Source organism: Cytobacillus sp. FSL R7-0680, assembly GCF_038009245.1.
In the GTDB taxonomy this organism is placed as follows: Bacteria; Bacillota; Bacilli; order Bacillales; family Cytobacillaceae; genus Cytobacillus; species Cytobacillus kochii.
In genome coordinates this window covers 90,413-105,988 of record NZ_JBBPAO010000002.1, presented here as the reverse complement: position 1 = coordinate 105,988, position 15,576 = coordinate 90,413, and the positions used below count along the sequence as shown (strand labels likewise).

14 protein-coding genes are annotated in these 15,576 nt (G+C 35.9%); 10 read left to right on the top strand and 4 right to left on the bottom strand.

All coding sequences use genetic code 11. The features are described 5' to 3' along the window. Positions 1 to 28: 28 nt before the first annotated feature. Entirely contained in the window at positions 29 to 748 is a 720-nt protein-coding gene (locus MKY26_RS22635; protein ID WP_095370323.1) for a glycerophosphodiester phosphodiesterase, read from the top strand. A gap of 43 nt (positions 749 to 791) precedes the next feature. Here MKY26_RS22635 and MKY26_RS22630 read toward each other — a convergent pair whose 3' ends face one another. Together MKY26_RS22630 and MKY26_RS22625 are read right to left on the bottom strand one after the other, a co-directional pair. Beyond that, the gene (locus tag MKY26_RS22630) at positions 792 to 1,037 is read right to left on the bottom strand and encodes a DUF2164 family protein (RefSeq protein WP_095370322.1); all 246 of its coding nucleotides are present in this window, start codon (positions 1,035 to 1,037) and stop codon (positions 792 to 794) included. Positions 1,038 to 1,093: 56 nt separating this feature from the next. Continuing rightward, on the bottom strand, positions 1,094 to 1,747 hold the full coding sequence (locus tag MKY26_RS22625; RefSeq protein WP_340978120.1) for an SIMPL domain-containing protein: 654 nt from the start codon (positions 1,745 to 1,747) through the stop codon (positions 1,094 to 1,096). Positions 1,748 to 1,910: 163 nt separating this feature from the next. Between MKY26_RS22625 and MKY26_RS22620 the strand changes: the two genes are divergently transcribed. From MKY26_RS22620 to MKY26_RS22610, 3 genes are all read left to right on the top strand, one after another. Beyond that, positions 1,911 to 2,345 (top strand): MerR family transcriptional regulator, encoded by a 435-nt coding sequence (locus MKY26_RS22620; protein WP_095370320.1) that lies wholly within the window; start codon positions 1,911 to 1,913, stop codon positions 2,343 to 2,345. Further along, complete coding sequence (locus MKY26_RS22615) at positions 2,338 to 2,688, top strand: DUF4260 domain-containing protein (RefSeq protein ID WP_341099296.1); 351 nt, start codon at positions 2,338 to 2,340, stop codon at positions 2,686 to 2,688. Before MKY26_RS22620 ends, MKY26_RS22615 begins: the two co-directional genes overlap by 8 nt. Positions 2,689 to 3,213: 525 nt before the next feature. After that, positions 3,214 to 3,384, top strand: coding sequence for a hypothetical protein (locus MKY26_RS22610; RefSeq protein WP_341099294.1), 171 nt, complete (start codon positions 3,214 to 3,216; stop codon positions 3,382 to 3,384). A gap of 147 nt (positions 3,385 to 3,531) precedes the next feature. On the opposite strand, the gene MKY26_RS22605 is transcribed toward MKY26_RS22610, so the two are convergent. Continuing rightward, positions 3,532 to 5,190, bottom strand: coding sequence for a glutamine--tRNA ligase/YqeY domain fusion protein (locus MKY26_RS22605; RefSeq protein WP_307317141.1), 1,659 nt, complete (start codon positions 5,188 to 5,190; stop codon positions 3,532 to 3,534). A gap of 194 nt (positions 5,191 to 5,384) precedes the next feature. Here MKY26_RS22605 and MKY26_RS22600 point away from each other — a divergent pair, with 194 nt between their 5' ends. The 3 genes from MKY26_RS22600 (at position 5,385) to MKY26_RS22590 (ending at position 7,217) form a co-directional block, all read left to right on the top strand. Further along, positions 5,385 to 5,852, top strand: coding sequence for a GNAT family N-acetyltransferase (locus MKY26_RS22600; protein WP_341099293.1), 468 nt, complete (start codon positions 5,385 to 5,387; stop codon positions 5,850 to 5,852). Between the two features lies 1 nt (position 5,853). Further along, positions 5,854 to 6,207, top strand: a complete 354-nt coding sequence (locus MKY26_RS22595) for a hypothetical protein (protein WP_341099290.1) — start codon at positions 5,854 to 5,856, stop codon at positions 6,205 to 6,207. A gap of 116 nt (positions 6,208 to 6,323) precedes the next feature. Further along, entirely contained in the window at positions 6,324 to 7,217 is an 894-nt protein-coding gene (locus MKY26_RS22590) for a M23 family metallopeptidase (RefSeq protein WP_341099288.1), read from the top strand. A gap of 400 nt (positions 7,218 to 7,617) precedes the next feature. Here MKY26_RS22590 and MKY26_RS22585 read toward each other — a convergent pair whose 3' ends face one another. Then, positions 7,618 to 8,535, bottom strand: coding sequence for a DUF1002 domain-containing protein (locus MKY26_RS22585; protein ID WP_307317131.1), 918 nt, complete (start codon positions 8,533 to 8,535; stop codon positions 7,618 to 7,620). 330 nt (positions 8,536 to 8,865) lie between these two features. On the opposite strand from MKY26_RS22585, the gene MKY26_RS22580 reads away from it, so the two are divergent. From MKY26_RS22580 to MKY26_RS22570, 3 genes are all read left to right on the top strand, one after another. Then, entirely contained in the window at positions 8,866 to 11,613 is a 2,748-nt protein-coding gene (locus MKY26_RS22580) for a GTP-binding protein (protein ID WP_307317128.1), read from the top strand. Between the two features lie 433 nt (positions 11,614 to 12,046). Then, the gene (locus tag MKY26_RS22575) at positions 12,047 to 13,417 is read left to right on the top strand and encodes an aspartate kinase (protein WP_095370313.1); all 1,371 of its coding nucleotides are present in this window, start codon (positions 12,047 to 12,049) and stop codon (positions 13,415 to 13,417) included. A 313-nt stretch (positions 13,418 to 13,730) separates the two neighbouring features. Beyond that, complete coding sequence (locus MKY26_RS22570) at positions 13,731 to 15,356, top strand: M20/M25/M40 family metallo-hydrolase (protein ID WP_341099283.1); 1,626 nt, start codon at positions 13,731 to 13,733, stop codon at positions 15,354 to 15,356. Positions 15,357 to 15,576 lie beyond the last annotated feature (220 nt).

Below are 15,576 nucleotides of genomic sequence, written 5' to 3'. Positions count from 1 at the left end.
TGTAGAAAAGGGAGAGGATGGTTGAGCAATGATATTTGCCCACCGTGGATTAAGTGGTCGCTTTCCGGAGAATACAATGCTTGCTTTTGAAGCTGCAAGAAAAGCTGGTGTTCACGGAATCGAATTAGATGTCCAATTATCTAAAGATGGTGAACTTGTCATCATTCATGATGAGAAAATCAATCGGACAACAGATGGTACAGGGTTTATCAGGGATTTTAAATATAAAGATATTGTGCAATTTGATGCAGGGAGCTGGTTTAACACCGAATTTAACCATGCGAGAATCCCACGATTAGAAGAGGTTTTTCAATGGGCGAAAGAGGAGAATAATGAATTGGTTATAAATGTAGAATTGAAAAATGATGTCTTTCGTTACGATGGTATGGAGGAGAAGGTGTTAACTTTAATTGAGCAATATGGTTTAAGAGATCGAATCATTCTTTCATCTTTTAACCCTGAGAGTGTGAAGAGAATACGAACATTAGATAATGAAATAAATACAGGGTATTTAATTCTAGGTATACATGCTAATGCAATTAAGGTAGCTCAGAATATTGGAGCCGATGCTATTCATTGTCAAAAAGAATTTGTGCAATCCATACATGGTATACAGGCAATAGAAAACAAAATCCCATTACGTACTTATACAATTAATCGATGGTCCGATGCTCAATCACTACTCAACCAAGGCGTTGAGGTGGTTATGACCGATTTCTGTGATGAATTTGTATCCAACTATCAATAAATGGAATAGACAAAAAAGTGGCTGAATTGGCCACTTTTTTTTATTAACGTCGAATGGGGCGTTCTAAGGTTAATACCTCATCTTCAATACTAGCAAACTGTTCTTTTAGCATGGATTGAGTCTCTTGGATAGCTGCATTGTAAAAGTGAGGGGCGAGTGATTCTTTAAAAAAATCTAACACACGTTCAGCAGCGAATTCGGAAAGATCCTCGTCTTTTTCCTGAAGAAAAAACTGTTGGATTTCTTCAATCATTTGTTGTTGCTGTTCTTTTGTCAGTCGATAAAACATGTAATGGCCTCCATTTCTATACGACCATCATACACCATGAATGATTAAGATGCATGTTATGAATAACGAAAAACGGCAGTTATTATGGCTTCCACGATGATTTCACCAGGTTCAATGGGCGGAGAAGCAATAGATTGAAGAGCAATTTTCTGTGTGAAGGGCTGTATTTGTCTGCTGTCTTCGGTAATCTTTATCGGGGTAAGATCTACTGTTACATTTAAAACATTAGCTATAGATTGGGCTTTACTTATCGCATCCACTAATGCCTCATTTAATGCCTTATAATACCACTTCTGTTTCTCCGTTAATCCAAATTCAAGACTATTTATTTGATTGGCTCCGTGTTCCATTGCTAAAGCAATAATTGTACCTATTTGATTAAGTTGACTGACGGTAACGCGGACTTCATTTGTCACTTGATAGCCTGAAATCTGCGAAGAATCATCTTGTTGATGGTAGATGGGCTGTACATTAAAGTGAGTCGTTTGTATTTGCTTTTCATTGATACCGGCTTGTTTTAAAGCAGAAAGGAAAGATTCTGTGGCTTGTGTATTTTCCTTTTCAGCTATCTGTATTTCTTCATTTTCCGATATGACACCGATATGAATAGTGGCTATATCAGGTTGGACGGAAAGTCTTCCTAAACCATTCACATGTAATCTTCGTTCTTTGTTTCGCACTTCATTATATGAATAAGGGTACATGGTCATCACCTTTCAACTCTTTATCTTATTAAGTGTATGTCGTATCACATTTTTTAGAAATGATTGTATCGCTGTGATGCAAGATAAAGATTGGAAAAATTCAAAAATATATTGACCTTGTAGTAAGCTCCAATGTTATCTTCAAAATAAGAAGAAAAGGAGGAAGGAAATGTATATTAAACAAATCGCTTCTCAATATGATATTTCTAGTGAGACAATCCGTTACTATGAAAAAATCGGTTTAATTACTCCAGAAAGATCTGAAAATGGCTATCGATTATATACAGACAAAAATGAAAGAGAACTCAAATATATCATTGTGTTAAAACAATTAGGATTCTCTTTACAAGAAATCAGTGAACTGTTTATATTAGATCGGACTCAGCCGTCAGAGGATTGTAAAATAAAATCGGAGCAGTTAATAGGTGTAAAGGTTGATAGTGTTGAAGAGAAACTTCACTTTTTGACAGTTGCTTTGGAAGCTTTAAAAGAGATTCGTTTCATGATAAAGGAAGGAAACTTTAAAGAGAACCAAAGAAACTTAGATCAACTCATTCACCATGTATATGAACAGATGAAAATAGGTGGTGTGGAAAATGAGTAATCGCATTATTGTTAAATGGGAATATATTCTTTTACTATTATTAACAGTAGTAGCTTATATTACTTGGGAATTCTCAATACTAGCCTTTGTTATTTTTTTGTTTTTACCAGACGTCTTTATGTTTGGCTATCTCCTCAACAAAAAAGTAGGGGTGATTCTCTATAATATAGGCCATACATTTATTTTCCCCCTATTGATTTTAGGAATTTATTTTGTAATAAAGGAACCTATATTATTGATGGTATCTTTGATCTGGTCTGCTCACATTAGTATGGATAGAGCCTTAGGATACGGTCTTAAATATGAAGAAGGGTTTAAAGTAACACATATACAAAAAATATAGAAAACAAAGTACCGTAATTTAGGTAAGGTAGCGAACCATTTTTTTTATAAGGAAAAAGTGTTGGCAAGCAAAATGCTTCATAAATATCATTGCAATTATCAGAAATGTTGGCCAATCTGAAAGACGAAAAAAACCGGCTTGCCAGGTAAGTTAATAGGGCGATGAAGTAGAATGATGATTAAGGGTTTCCGCGATTAATAAGTGAAGGAATAGAGAAATCGAAGTAGGGTAAAAGGGAGAAATTGCGACTAATAGGTGAAGGAATAAAAAATGAGTAGGGCAAATGGTGAAATCGCGACTAATAGTTGGGAGAATAAAGAGATGAGTAGGGCAAAAGGAGAAATCGCGACTAATAGATGAAGGAATAAAGAGATGAGTAGGGCAAAAGGAGAAATCGCGACTAATAGATGGAGAACCAAAGAAATGAGTAGGGCAAAAGGAAGAATCGCAACTAATAAGTGAAGGAATAAAGAAATGAGTAGGGCAAATGGTGAGATCGCGACTAATAAGTGGAGGAATAGAGAAATGAGTAGGGCAAATGAAGGAATCACGACTAATAGTTGGAGGAATAGAGAAATGAGTAGGGCAAAAGGAGAAATCACGACTAATAGTTGGAGGAATAGAGAAATGAGTAGGGCAATAAGGGCTTACAAATGTGAGAAAGAATTAACGCTCTCGCATATTGATGCAAGCTAATTTCAACATTCTTTTTGTCTTTTTATAAGTTCCTTAGCATTCCCTTAGTGAAGGGACAAGTAAATAATCTATAAAGTGAACGGTGTAAAGATCAGATCACGAAAAACACGAATGATTCATTAAGTAGAACCATTCGCGTAAGATATCTTACTTATTTAGCTTAAAAGAGCTTTTTAACGATACAATTCGGTTGAAGACTGGTTTTTCAGGTGTACTATATTTAGAATCGACATTGAAGTAACCGTGACGGAAAAACTGGAATTTATCTTGTGGTTGAACATCTTTCAAGTTTGGTTCAATAAATCCTTGCACCACTTCAAGTGAATTTGGATTAATATAGTCTAAGAAATCTTTGTCTTCTGATGCTTCTTCTTTCATTTGCTCGTCTAATACTAAAGGTTCATATAGACGGAATTCAGCAGGGATGGCACTTTTTGCATCAACCCAGTGTAATGTACCTTTGACTTTACGACCTGTAAAACCTGTACCACTTTTCGTTTCAACATCATAAGTGCAGTGTAATTCAACAACATTACCATCTTCATCTTTAATCACATCATTACATTTGATGAAATAAGCATGCTTTAAGCGCACTTCATTTCCAGGGAAAAGACGGAAATATTTTTTTGGAGGATTTTCCATAAAGTCCTCTTGTTCTATATATATTTCACGAGAGAATGGAATTTGTCTTGTGCCCATTTCCTCGTTTTCAGGATTGTTTTCCGCTTCTAACCACTCGGATTCGCCTTCAGGGTAATTGGTGATTACAACTTTTAAAGGTTTCAAGATTCCCATTGTTCGTGGGGCACTGAGTTTTAAATCCTCGCGCACATAGTGCTCAAGCATCATTTCATCCACTGCACCACTACCTTTAGAGACACCAGTTTCTTGAACAAATTCACGAATGGCACTAGCAGTATACCCTTTGCGACGCAGACCCGATATCGTTGGCATTCTTGGGTCATCCCAGCCATCAACAATTCCTTCATCTACTAATTGCTTTAGTTTTCGCTTACTCATTACTGTATTTGTAATATTTAAGCGTCCGAATTCAATCTGTTGTGGTTGGTTTTCCATTTCACATTCCGCTACAACCCAATTATAAAGAGGACGTTGATCTTCGAATTCTGTCGTGCATAATGAGTGCGTTACACCTTCGATTGCATCTTCAAGCGGATGGGCAAAAGCGTACATAGGATAAATACACCATGTATCACCCGTATTGTGATGAGTCGCATGAGAGATACGGTAAATGACAGGGTCGCGTAAATTTAAGTTTGGTGATGACATATCTATCTTTGCACGCAAAACTTTTTGACCGTTTTCATATTCCCCGTTTTTCATTTTTTCGAATAGGTCTAGGTTTTCTTCAATTGAACGGTTACGATAAGGACTTTCTTTACCAGGCTCAGTTAAAGTCCCACGGTACTCACGAATTTCATCTTGGTTTAAATCATCGACATATGCTTTGCCTTTTTTAATTAAAAGCACTGCACGGTTATACATTTCATCAAAGTAATTAGATGCATAATGTAGCTCTTCCCAATCATACCCGAGCCATTTTACATCTTCTTTAATGGCATCGACATATTCTTGGTCTTCTTTTAGTGGGTTTGTATCGTCAAAGCGTAAGTTTGTTTGCCCGTTAAAATCGTCTGCTAAACCAAAGTTAATAATGATGGATTTGGCATGTCCAATATGAAGATAGCCATTTGGTTCAGGTGGGAAACGGGTTACAACAGTGTCGCGCTTTCCATTTTCTAAATCTTCTTTAATAATTGTACGAATAAAGTTTGATTGTTCCAATCCGATATCAGCCTTTCTACCTTGTTCTTTACCTTATTTTAATCTGAATAAGCCTATAAATAAAGTGCCTGTTGATTCTATCTATTATATACAAAAAAAGCGCGCTTAAAAAGTTTTTCTCCATATAAAAAAGGAGGGGATCATCTTTTTGTCATGAATATATATAAGGGTTGGACAATGAAGGGGAGAGTTATATGGTGAAAGACTGGCGAATCATTGCTTATGAAAAGAAGTATGCCCTCTCGACAGTTAGCTTTTGGAGGGAGAGTAAAGAAGCTGCTATTGGTCAAAAGGAAATACATAGTATGACAGGGCATATCTATTTTCTCAATCATATGTTAACAAAACAATTTCAAGTAGATTTAGCGGTGCTAAATGAAACGCCAATTGGCATGATTGCTTATAATGAAGGCGAGATTAATCAACTATATGTACATTTAGCTCATCAAGGATTGGGAATTGGTGGGGCATTATTAGAGCATGCGAAAGCTCGTTCATGCGGGCGTTTAAAATTATATACTTTCGAAGTAAACAAAAAAGCACAGCAGTTTTACGAAGGCAAAGAATTTAAAAAGATAGCCTTTAATAGTGATAACGAAGAAGGGCTACCTGCAATTGAATATGAGTGGATCCGATGTTTAAGTAGAGGGAGTGAGGGGTGAAATGCGCGTCATTTTAAGTGTGAGCATGATTGTAGTTGGAAGCTTTTTGTTATTTTTAACATCTGATCAATTAGGTAGAAACGGAAATGGAATTATGCACATTATTGCTTTAGGAATGTGTTTCTTGGCTATTATTGTAGTAAGAAAAAGGAGAGTTTCTTTAAAAACGACTATTTTGAAAGATAAGAAAGTCTTACTTGGTATCGTTTTTTCCTTACTAATGTTTATCATTGGAGCAGTTTTTCTCTTTCATAATACAAGATATTGGCACTTTTGGGGCATAGGATCAATGCTTGTTTTATCTATTAGTTTGGACAGAGTGGAGAGGTTATTACAAAATATATCTGAGCAATGAAGGTACTTTATTCAGTCGCTCTACAGGGTCAAAAGTCATTTTCATAAAAAAAAGGGGGAACATTTAATAGTCGTCAGACGTAATTTATATAACTTTACGAGAAAAGGAGACATTCGATGACCTTTGATATCCTTTTTTTATTATTTATTCAGTTTGTTTTACCTGTTGTTTTTTCTTTTTCATTATGGAAAGGAAAGGTTCATAGTAAGCTAGACTGGCTTTTACAGGCTACGATGACAAGTTTACTCATCCTTTGGCTGTTCTTTTCCTCTCCTTGGGATTTGTTTAGTTACTACTTACGATTTCTTATTTTGGTCTTTTTCATTGCTGCTGTATTTTTATCTTGGAAGAAAGTGAACAAACTACCGTTTAAGACAGAATTCAATTTATCGCAAAAAATATCAATGGTCATTTACGGGCTTCTTATTCTTGTTTTTGGTTATTATAATGTATCGACATTTAGTGGGTTCTCGACGAATATGAAGGCAGTACAGTTAGATTTCCCGCTGCATGATGGGGTTTATTATGTTGGGCAAGGTGGCAGTCATGTCCAAATCAATTATCATCATGATCATGAGAGTCAAGCCTATGCGGTAGATATCGTGAAATTAAATGCGCTAGGTAGTCGAGCAACTGGAATTTATCCCAATGAGTTGGATAAATACGAAATATTCGGTGATGAGCTAACAAGTCCGTGTACTGGAGAGGTTGTCCAAGCGGAGAATGATTTAGCAGATTTAGTCCCTCCCAATGCAGACCCTAAAAATGCAGCAGGTAATTCAGTTGTTATATCCTGTGAAGGTGTAGAGGTTTTACTAGCACATATGCAAGAAGGTAGTGTACGTGTGCAATCAGGTGACAGGGTAGAAGTAGGCGAGCCAATCGGTTTAGTTGGCAATTCAGGTAATACGTCAGAACCACATCTACATATTCATGCTGAAAAAGACGGAAAAGGCGTTCCGATTGAATTTGATGGCAGATTTTTAGTTAGAAATAGCATCGTTTGGTGATTGTCAATGAAGAAAGGCTATATGTCAATCGTTTGGTTCCCTTGGGTGATTAACAAAGTTATGGAGGTTTGCTGCCAGAAATTCAAGTGATAGCCAAACACATGAGTTTTGCCCAGCTAAGTAAGCTGAAAACTCCCAAGAAGGCCGAGCAATTTCGATTTGTGCTCAGCTAACTATGCTGAATACCCAAAGAAGCCCGTGCACCCTCGATTTCCCCAGCTATCTATTGTGATTACCCGCATGGTGTCTCTTCACTTATATATTGATAGTTAGCTATCATGCATTTACTACTTTAGAAATAAAAAAGTAAGTGAGTTTCACAAAATTGGTCTTGTTTGTCCTACCGAAATCTTTCAAAAAGAGAAGAACCAACTCCGTAATTGGAGTTGGTTCAAATTTATTAGGAGAAAATTCCTTTTATAGAATCGATTAAATTCTTAAAGAAGTCAGATACAGCTTGAAGAAAACCTTTATCACCAACTGCTTCTGAAATTTTTTCCTGTACACTATTGGCCAAATCCTCTAATTGGGATTTGACATTATCAAAGTTAATATTAAGTTCTCGCATTTTTTCAAAAAGGTCATAAAGGAGCTTGCGGTCTTCTTCGCTAAGCTGTATTTCTAGCTTTTGCATTTGTTCATCAACAATTTGTTGGATATCTTCCTTTGTTGCAGGGTTTTGCTCAGCTATTTCTTTTTTGATTTCAGTGAGCAGTTCGGTTACCTTCTCTTGGTCCATACCTTCTTTTTTTGCTAAATTTGTCGCAATACTTAGTTCTTCGTTAGCTACTTCTGTTCTTTCCTCATCTAACTTCTCGCCTTCACCTTGGTCATAGGCTTTGTATATTCCAACTAAAGCTGAGTGACCACTGACTTTTACCGGAGAAGCGATATCAACTATGGCTTCTTCTATACCAGCTGTAAGTAAGGCATTGGCATACATTTCATCAGTTACTTCAGTAATGTTTTCAGGTGTCATTTGGTTGATGATTACACCCTTACCTGTATCTGTGCGCGTAATCTTCGCGGAGGAATACATATTAGAGCGGGGATCACCTTTAATATAATGAACAATATCATCAGCAGTAATAATAATTTCTTCTACTTTACTGTTTTCTTTTACACCTAATAGCTTTTTGGTTTCCTCTTTCTGGCTTGAACTTAAAGCCTCACCATAGGCAACAATTGGTAATCCATATTTCTCATTAATACTTTCCTCAGAATCGGCTGACCCTGTTGAAGCAAAAACAGTGGTTTGTAATGAGAATAATAGGGTAATAGTTGTAATAATAGTTAAAACCCTCGATTTTTTCTTCATCGTATGACGCTCCTTTCACTAAGATTATAGACGTTTCAGGATAAAAAAGGTTTCATTTTAAAGAAATTGATGAGAGGTATGTATAGTATAAACTCGGCATACTCTAAAAAATATAATCCTATCAAAAACTAATTCCTATTCAACGTGCAAAAAAGGTAACAATGCAACGAATAATATAAATGTAAGTTAAAAATATTACATTCTTCAACATTTATGTATCAAAAATGATAGCTAAATGAAATTATTTGCAGTGATTATTTTGTTAGAATAACAGGATAGAAGCAGATAGGATAATGGTTCTATCCTAAATTGCAAAGAGAGGGAACAATCATGAGTATAGAAAATCAATTAATTAATAAACAATTCCATGACACATTTACAATTAATCATGAACATACACATCCCGTTGAAGTATTAGGGAATGCTTATATGCAAGAGAATTTAAAAGAATCGCCAGACCTGACAATGATTCGGTTTGCACAAGGTGAAGTATATTTTCATCATAAAGATTATGAAGCGGCCATCTTTAAATGGGAAAATATAGATAATGAGTTTCAACCATGGGCACGGAAAAATGTCGCAGATGCCTATTTTGAATTAGACCTATTAGGTACTGCAGAGGAAATTTATTTATCAATTGATACAGATTCAGATGTATTGAAGATAGAAGTACTCCTCCAATTATTCTCTCTATACATACAACAGGGAAAATTAGAGAAGGCAGTAGATGCAATTAAAAAAGCAGTCTTCTTAAATCCGGATTATCCAGATGTAACAAGAATCGCACGCGTCTTTTTTGAAGACCATCAAGATTGGCAAAATGCAGTGGAATTAGCTGTAAATGAAGCCATGAGAACGCAAGAAATTAGCTGGTTCCACACATTAAAGGGATATGTTATAGAAGGGAAAACGAAAAAAACGGCTCCCAAGTATTTTATTGAGGCGTTAACGATTCTTTATCAAAATGATGTTCGCCAGTTCGAAGCTGTATCTGTCGCATTTTGGCAAAGCTATAAAGGGGAAGAATACTATTTTAATTGGTTAGATGAATTTAACCAACTTATGCAAAAGTTAGATACACAAAGCGGGTATCATTGGAACGAATTATCGGTTATTTATCATGATACTTATTTCGAATTAATAAATGGCGAAAAACAAATAAAAGAGATTTCTAAAATCGTTCCACCTCATTTGCAAAACTGGTTGAGAATCTCTTCAGATACTTACCGCCTTATTGCATCGGCTTCAGTTCTTGCATGGAGTGATCTATTTACTAAGAGTTTTGATGCTGAAGTGATGAATGATGCGGAAAGAATGATAGAAGAAGCAGCGCCAGTGGAGCATACACTTGAAGAGAATTATCAATTATTCCAATCCATCATGGAGTGGGCAAGGAAACACGATGTATTAATGGGTGCAAGATTTGAATGGATGGTAAAAGAACTACTTGATTTAGAAACAAATCATGTCATCATTGCGGGGATGTCTGGGAGTGGAAAGACTGAGTTTGTCCAAGAATTACTTGGAGATTATGTGAAAGCAGAGAATACAACGGCAACTGTGATGTATAAGCATGCTGATTATAAAGAACTCACTTCTATTTCTGATACTGCTATTATCCCGCTTGACTCTATGGATGATTTAAGAACAGGAGAAAAACGATCGGACCAAGTATTGGTCGATTATAAACATTCTCTACCTTTCCTATCGCAACAAAGAATGGCGGTTATGGATACACCAGGCCTTTCTAGCAGTAACAAGTTTAGAAATGATGTATTTCAATATTTGCATTTTGCCGATAGCCTGTTATTTATCTTAAATGCAGAGTATCCGTTAACAGATAGAGAATTAGATGTTGCCGTAAAAATTAGAGAGCAATCACCTAGTCTACCGGTGCATTTTATTTTAAATCATATGGATGCAGCTAGTAGTGAGGAAGAAGCCATGCAGTGGATGGATGAAACTGCTGATAGAGTTTCTACCTATTTTCCAAGAGCAACAATCTTTGCTTACTCACCGCAATATGATCCAACAGAACAGTTGAAAGATTTTGCAGTATTTTTAGCTGGATTGAATGAAGGACGTCATTTAATGCAAGAGCGGACAGAGAAGATGCTGCATTATATTCAAAAATCGATTAAGTTTCTTCTTGATAAACGAATAGAAAAAGAAAATGCGCTAATTGATGATATGAACTGGCATGAAGAAATGTTAACAAAGTTGAATGGTGCTATTCATCAATTAGAAGATATGGAAGAAGAAAAAGTGAAAAATATCAGTCACTCTTATCGTGATATTAAAAAGACGATGGAAGATAAGCTAGCCGCAGCTATTCCAGATATTTTACGTGAGTGTAGCCAATTGATTCGAGAAGATAGTGACTTTAGTAAGCTTCATATCGAGTTGAATAATGAAATGAATGAACGAGTCCAACAGTATATATCCGAAAAGGTATTACCGGAATATAGGGAATCCATTCAAGCTTGGATTATGGAAAGTGAGCAAGAATTTTTGACAGGCCAGGCTTTCTTAGTAGAGATGGCGGATAGCTTCAATGAATTATACGGCTTTGAAAAATTACAATTAAACTGTGATTTCCGTATTCTCGAAGATTGGAAGCGCGATGCTGACCGCCTGACTCACGGTACTGTAAGGTTAGATAAAGCGAATATTATGCTACGTCATACACCAACGCAAATGCTATTGAAAAGCGCAGGGAAGATCTTTGGACTCATCCCACAAAATAAAACAATGCTTTACAATAAGTATAAACAATTTGTTGACAATGAGGACTATCGTGAAGTAGCAAGTCAAATTACAGACAACTTTATCCAGCAATTTGAACTTTTTGAGAAAGCGTTGGATCGTGATATTCAAATGTTTTTCCAATCACCATTTGCGGTATTAGAAGAAACAGTAAAAGAATCTCATATGACAATTGCAAATGATAACAAAGAACTAGAGATAATGAGAAGTAATCCAGAAGTCTACCATGATCCATTAAAATTATTTGAGTTAAAATGGAAGCAATATGAATGGATGACGGAGAAGTCTCAAACACCAAAGCAATATATTTAATCAATATAGCTGATAAAATACCCGTATGAATGAACTGAAGCACCGTAGACTATGTCTACGGTGTTTTTAGATAAGTTTCCTAAGGTCAGTAAAAGACAAAAGTGCTGAAGTAAGGAATGGAGTAATAGTTGCAATAGGAAAATATCGATTAAAGATTGTTTAGAAGTAGTGCTTAAATTATTTTCAACTAGCTGTTGTTAAGAAAAAGCATATCATTGGCATTTGAAGAAAAATGAGTGGTATTTTCACTGATTTTCTTTACAAAAACAAGAATTTTTCGCATTGGTATCTACTAACAAATTGTTCATTTCATCACATTTATGTCCTTTCTAAAAATACATTTGTTCTCACTGAGTAGAAAAAGTTCTTGATTATTTCTCATTCAGTAGTAGAATGAAGATATAAAATAGAGAATAAATTGGGAGATGTCTTGATGAAAGTTGTTAAATTTGGCGGTTCATCGCTTGCCGATGCTAAGCATATAAAGCGTGTGTTTGATATTGTGCATTCTGACAATGAAAGAAGAATAATTGTGGTGTCGGCTCCGGGTAAAAGACATGAGAATGATACAAAGGTTACTGATTTACTTATTTCATGTGGTTTGCATGCAATCAATAATGAAGATCCGAGTCCTTATATTGAGCAAGTGGTCGCTCGGTATAAAGAAATTGCTGACGACCTTATACTACCGCCAACCATCATTGAGACGATTCAAAATGATTTATTAGTGAGGCTGGCTGGAGATAAAAACAACCCTGAACAATACTTAGATTGTATAAAAGCAAGTGGAGAAGATAACCATGCTAAATTGGTTGCATGCTATTTCCAAGAACAAGGCGTGAAAGCTAAGTATATGAATCCTAGAGAAGCAGGGCTAATTGTTTCAAATGAGCATGGCAATGCGCAAGTGTTACCTAAATCTTATGAAAAGCTTAGACGTCTACGTGAGTCTTGTGAACTGATTATTTTTCCAGGGTTTTTTGGTTATGGCCAAAACGGAGGGATATTTACTTTTTCTCGTAGTGGTTCTGATGTCACCGGGTCGATTTTAGCATATGCGGTAAAGGCAGATGTATATGAAAATTTCACCGATGTGGATGCAGTCTTTTCAGTAAATCCAACTTTCGTTGAACAGCCAAAAGAAATTAAAGAATTAACTTATCGAGAAATGCGCGAATTATCGTATGCAGGTTTTACTGTTTTACATGAAGAGGCGCTTATACCTGCCATTCAAGCAGGAATCCCTGTGCAAATCAAAAATACGAATAATCCAAGGGCAAGGGGCACGACGATTTTACGGACAAGAGAAAATCAAAATGGGCCAGTTGTCGGTATTGCGAGTGCTACTGGTTTTTGTAGTATTTATGTCAGTAAATATTTATTAAATCGTGAAATCGGATTTGGTCGAAAATTATATGCCATTTTAGAAGAGTTCGGGATTAGTTATGAACATACACCATCTGGTATAGACGATGTGACTGTGATTATTAAAGAGAATCAACTACAAGAAGATGAAGAAGAAGTTTTACTTAAACGTTTAGAAAGTGAATTAGTAGCCGATGAAGTACATATTCAACATAGTTTGGCGTTGATTATGGTTGTTGGCGAAGGTATGCGTCATAACATTGGCACGATGGCTCGGGCTGCGAATGCTTTAGCCAAAGCGGATGTTAATATTGAAATGATTAACCAAGGATCTTCAGAGGTAAGTATGATGTTTGCGGTTAAAGAAGTAGATGAGAAGAAAGCTGTTCAGGCATTGTATGAAGAATTTTTTGCAGAGGTCGCATTACCAATTGGATAAAGCTATGTTAGGGGTCTGTAGGGAAACCTGCATATACACTGGTAGAAAAGTGTATATGCAGGTTCTTTGTGTTATCTATACCTAAGTTACTGAATGTGAATGAATACTGCGAGTAGTTTCTGTTAAAGTTTTTAATTGTTTAACATATACCCCGTTTTCCAATTTTCTAAAAATATATTTACTTAGCTGGTACAAAGGACTAATATATTCTTTAAACAGTAGTAAAAAACACGCATCATTATACTAATTCATAAGCATATAGTATCTCAGGGCAACAACCTAGGTGATGAAAATAATAAGGGGGGCAAGTGATATGAGCACAGAAATGTTTATTCAATCTAAAAGTCAAATGTTGGCCACTTTATTAGAGCTTGTATCCATTGATAGTGTTAGCCTTTCACCAGGAGAGAAATACTTTCCTTTAAGAGTGGAACAAGTATTAAAATCTTTACCTTATTACCAAAAATATCCCGGGTATGTAGTGAATCATCCGACTTCAGATGGTCGTTCTATATTAACGGCTCTATATAAAAATAACTTAGCAGAAAAAACGGTAGTGATGATTAGTCATTTTGACGTAGTAGATATTGAAGACTATGGTGACCTGCAGCATCTCGCTTTTAATCCTGTTGAATTGACGAGAGAGCTGCATAATCGTCTTGATACCTTACCGGAAGATGCAAAAGAAGATTTAATTAGTGGAGATTGGTTGTTTGGTAGAGGTATGATGGATATGAAATGCGGATTAGTTCAACATATGTCTTTGTTAGAAAAAGCGGCGAATGAAGACTGGAACATCAATTTGTTATTAGTAGCTGTCCCAGACGAGGAAGTGAATTCAGTTGGTATGAGAGAAGTGATTCCAAGATTAGTTTCTCTTGGAGAAGAACATTGCCTCAATTATACATTATATTTAAATTCCGAGCCGATGTTTTCTCAAGTTCCCCAAGATAATAATCATTATTTTTATACAGGAACGATAGGCAAAATTATGCCGGGAGCATTGTGTTTTGGGAAAGAATCTCATGTCGGTGAGCCGTTTTCTGGGATGAATGCTTGTTGGATGTCATCTATTTTAACGAATGAAGTTGAGTGGAATGAAGAGCTTTCAGAACAGGTAAATGGTGTGATGTCTCCTCCACCGACATTGCTTTGGCAAAGAGATTTGAAAAAAGGCTATACGACACAAATTCCTCATCGTTCAGCAAGTCTTTATAATGTGTTATTAATGAAAAGAAATCCTGTTGATGTCATGCATGAAATGAAGGAAGTGGCTATAAAGGCCGCTGATAAAATGGAAGCATTTATAAGAGATAAATATCGATTAAATGGTTTGGATGAGTCACAGTTATCACATATTCACGTTTATTTGTATGAGGAAATCAGGGCTTACGCAGTCAAGAAAACAAGTGCAGAGTATATAGATATACTAGAGCAATCGATTGCCAAAGAGACCGAGGGCGATATTCGTGATCAAACGATACAAATTGTCGACCAATTGGCAATGCTGTGTCAAGAATTAGGTCCGATGATTATTTTATTTTATGCCCCACCGTATTATCCTGCTGTTAATTCTAGTGAGAATGAGTGTATTGCTGAATTATCTTCTTCTTTAATAGATTTTGCTGACACAAAATATCAAGAGCGTATTCACCCAGTCAATTATTTCAATGGGATATCTGATTTGAGTTATGCGGGCCTACATGCTGATTTAAAGGATATGGATATTTATAACGATAATTTGCCAGGAGGAGAGAAATTGTATTCAATCCCATTTAAGGAAATGGCAAAGATAACTGCCCCTGTAATTAATGTTGGACCAATGGGAAGGGATGCACATCAAAAAACAGAGCGTCTGCAAATTCCTTTTGCTTTCGAAACTTTACCAAAACTATTAGCCCATTTAATAAAAATACATGAACAGCAAAAAAATGATTGACAGCTGAGGTATGATTGCATATGATAGAGGTATCAAATGAATAGCATCTCCAAAGGGGAGTAGCTTTTACAGCAAAGTCGTCAATTCGGAGTATCATGCTCTCGGCTTTGTTGGCAACAATTCTGATCGTTGTTAGCAAGACCTTTACCAAATTCGGTGAAGGTCTTTTATGTTTTAAACCTTTACCGAATATCGGTAAAGGTTTTTTGTTTTTAAGTGA